3 protein-coding genes and 1 pseudogene are annotated in these 3,390 nt (G+C 64.5%); 3 read left to right on the top strand and 1 reads right to left on the bottom strand.

Annotated features, from left to right (window positions below):
• The 3 genes and pseudogenes from ACRCSW_RS22960 to kdsA form a co-directional block, all read left to right on the top strand.
• A pseudogene (locus ACRCSW_RS22960) lies at nucleotides 1–259 on the top strand (ABC transporter ATP-binding protein); the annotation flags it as partial.
• A complete protein-coding gene (locus ACRCSW_RS22955) occupies nucleotides 243–1,925 on the top strand; it encodes a capsule biosynthesis protein (protein ID WP_438707970.1) in 1,683 nt (560 codons plus the stop codon). The pseudogene ACRCSW_RS22960 and the gene ACRCSW_RS22955, both read left to right, overlap by 17 nt.
• Before the next feature lie 7 nt (nucleotides 1,926–1,932).
• Nucleotides 1,933–2,763, top strand: coding sequence for a 3-deoxy-8-phosphooctulonate synthase (kdsA, locus tag ACRCSW_RS22950; RefSeq protein WP_438707969.1), 831 nt, complete (start codon nucleotides 1,933–1,935; stop codon nucleotides 2,761–2,763).
• A 277-nt stretch (nucleotides 2,764–3,040) separates the two neighbouring features.
• On the opposite strand, the gene ACRCSW_RS22945 is transcribed toward kdsA, so the two are convergent.
• On the bottom strand, nucleotides 3,041–3,390 hold a 350-nt coding region (locus ACRCSW_RS22945; protein ID WP_438707968.1), incomplete at its 5' end, for a transposase.

Genomic DNA, 3,390 nt, shown 5'->3' with positions numbered 1-3,390 from the left:
CTTTTCACTGCTCCTCGCGATCGAGTTCGACATCTACCTGATCGACGAGGGCATGCCCGCCACCTCCGACGCCGGTTTCAACCGCCGCGCCGGCAACATCTTTCGCGAACGGCTGCAGAAATCGACCGTCGTCATCGTGTCGCATTCCGCGCAGACGCTGGAAAAGTTCTGCAACGCCGCCGCGGTTCTGAAGAACGGCAAGCTATACCAGTTCGACACCCTAGAAGAAGCGAAAAGCCTCTATGACTACCACACCTAAGGCCACCCGTTTCCACATCCGCCGGCAGGAACGTCCCGCCCCCCGCCCGGAACCGTCCGGCGAAGGCGCGCTTTTCGACAATCAGGAGGATGGCTTCGGCGACGCCGACTTCCGCCGCCCCGAACCGCAGCGCGCCAGCGCGACCGCCGTGAAACTGCCCCGCCCCCCCGAGGATGAGGCGGCGGATGCCATCGCCGCCATCGCCGCCGAAGGGCTGACCGGACGGCAGCTGCGCCGGGCCCGCGCGGTCGCCGAAAAGCACAAGGTCGTCGCCAAATCGGATTACGAGGCGATCTACATTCTCCGCCAGGCCGGGATCGACCCGTTCTCCCGCGCCTCGTTCGTCGACATGGTCACCTCCGAAACCGAGGCGCAGCCAACCGCCACCCCCGCAACTCCACCGGCCGAGCGGGAAACCAGCCGCGCCCTCACCGCGCTGCCCGGCGATGTCGTGCGTCTGCCGCAGAAGACCCAACCGATCCGCGCCCCCTCGACCGAGCAGCGGGCCGAGGTGAACCAGGCCGCCGAAATCCTGCGCATGCACCAGGACATCGCCCGCCGCCGCCGCCGCAAACTGGCGCTTCTGGCCGCGCGGATGTTCGTCTTCGTCTTCCTGCCGACCTTCCTTGCCGGCTGGTACTACTACCAGATCGCCACCCCGCTTTACGCCACGAAATCGGAATTCCAGATCCAGCAGGCCGGTCCCGCCTCCAGCGGCGGCGCGCTCGGCGGTCTCTTTTCCGGCACGGCGCTGGCCACTTCGCAGGACGCCATCGCTGTGCAGGGCTACCTGCAGTCGCGCGACGCGATGATGCGGCTGGACGAAGACGTGGGTTTCCGCAGCCATTTCAAAGAGGAACGGATCGACCCGCTGCAGCGGCTGGCCGCCGATGCGAGCCATGAAAAGGCCTACAAGGTCTACAAGAAATTCGTCAAAATCTCCTACGACCCGACAGAAGGCATCGTCCGGATGGAGGTGGTCGCGGCTGACCCGGTCACCGCCGCCGCCTGGGCCGAACAACTGATCGATTATGCCGAAGAACGGATCGATCACCTGACCCAGCGCCTGCGCGAAGACCAGATGGAGGACGCGCTGACCAGCTACAAAGAGGCCGAGGTCGCGCTGCGCGAATCCCAGCGCAAACTCATCGAATTGCAGGAGAAATTCAAGATTCTCTCCTCCGAGGCCGAGGTCGGCCTCCTCACCTCGCAAATCTCCGGGTTGGAGACGCAGCTGACGCAGGAACGCCTGTCGCTCGCGCAGATGGAGGCGAACGAAAACCCGAACGAGGCCCGGATGGAACCGGTCAAACGCCGCATCGCCACGCTGGAGGGCGAAGTCGCCACCCTGCGCGCCAAGATGACCGAGGGGCCTGTGGGTGGGGAAAGCCTGGCGCAGGTGCAGGGCGAACTGCTGATGGCACAGGCAGATGTGCAGACCCGTCAATTGATCCTGGCGCAGTCGCTGCAATCCATGGAAACCGCGCGGACCGAGGCCAACCGCCAGGTGCGCTACCTGTCGCTGTCGGTCAGCCCCACCCCGCCGGACGAACCCGCCTACCCCCGCGCTTTCGAGAATACGCTCGTGGCCATGTTGATCCTTCTCGGCATTTACCTCATGGTCTCGATGACCGCCGCGATCCTGCGGGAACAGGTTTCTGCCTGAGGGTACGATGACGGATGTAAAGATCGGCACGCTGACGGTCGGCAACGACCGCCCGCTTCTGGTGATTGCGGGGCCTTGCCAGCTGGAAAGCCTCGACCACGCCCAGATGATCGCGGGCGCGATGGCGGAGGCCTGTGCGGCGGCCGGGGCGCAATACGTGTTCAAGGCCAGCTACGACAAGGCCAACCGCACCTCGCTGAAAGGCCGCCGGGGGCTGGGGATGGAGGCGGGCCTGCAGGTCCTGTCGGCCATCCGAGCCATGGGCCTGCCGGTCCTGACCGACATCCACGACATCGCCCAGGCGCGCGAGGCGGCGACGGTGGTCGACGTGATCCAGATTCCTGCGTTCCTCTGTCGCCAGACCGATCTCCTCCTCGCCGCAGGCGAAACCGGGGCCGTGGTGAACATCAAGAAGGGCCAGTTCCTTGCGCCATGGGACATGGCCAATGTCGCCGAAAAGGTCGCCTCAACCGGCAACAGCCGCATCCTCTTGACCGAACGGGGCGCGAGCTTTGGCTACAACACCCTTGTTGCCGACATGCGTTCGTTGCCGATCATGGCCCGCACCGGCTATCCGGTGATCATGGACGCCACCCATTCGGTGCAACAGCCCGGCGGCCAAGGCAGCAGCTCCGGCGGCCAACGCGAATTCGCCCCGGTAATGGCCCGCTGCGCAGTATCTGTGGGCATCGCCGGGGTGTTCATCGAAACGCACGAGGCCCCGGATACCGCGCCAAGTGACGGCCCGAACATGATCCCGCTGGATCAGATGCCCGCGCTGGTGGCAAGCCTGATGGCCTTCGACCGGCTGGCGAAGGCCAATCCGATCCGGGTGTGAGGGGCTGAAGCGACCGCCTTGAATGACCTGTGTGGATGGCTCCTGCAATGCAAGAGGTTTTTGGCGATGTTGCGACGGTCGTCAGTACAGTCGTGTGTCCGGCCTATTCATGCGGCGGCGTGGCCGCCGCTGGCCCTGATGAGTTCCGCGAGCGAGGTTCCAAATCGGCTTAACGACCTCGGAGGGCCGCTGTCATTCCCGGAGTGTCCTGGCTCTTGGTTGACTTGGTTTGCATCATCACTTCAAGCGTCTTGCATCTCGTGGCAGATCTGCCATCTCAGGCCGCAGGCTGCCGGTATTCCTGTTTCTTTGTCAGCATCGCCCAGATGATCCGGGCCGCCTTGTTCGCCATGGCCGTGGTTGCCAGACGGAACGGCTTTTCGGCGATGATATTGGCGGTCCAGACGTCGACCCGTTCGGGGTGCTTCTTGGCGAGCAGGGCGCGAGAGCTCATTCCGACGACCAGCAGTTTCCGGATATACCTGTCACCTTTCTTCGTGATCCGGCCAAGTTTGTCTTTCCCGCCGCTGGACTTGTTGAGCGGCGTCAGCCCCAGCCAGGCCGCGAAGTCGCGACCGGTTCTGAACTGCTTGGCATCGCCGATGGTTGCGACGACGGCCGAGGCCG

The sequence above is a fragment of the Tabrizicola sp. genome, assembly GCF_051645465.1.
Taxonomy (GTDB): Bacteria; Pseudomonadota; Alphaproteobacteria; order Rhodobacterales; family Rhodobacteraceae; genus Tabrizicola.
This window is presented reverse-complemented; position numbering and strand designations above follow the sequence as displayed.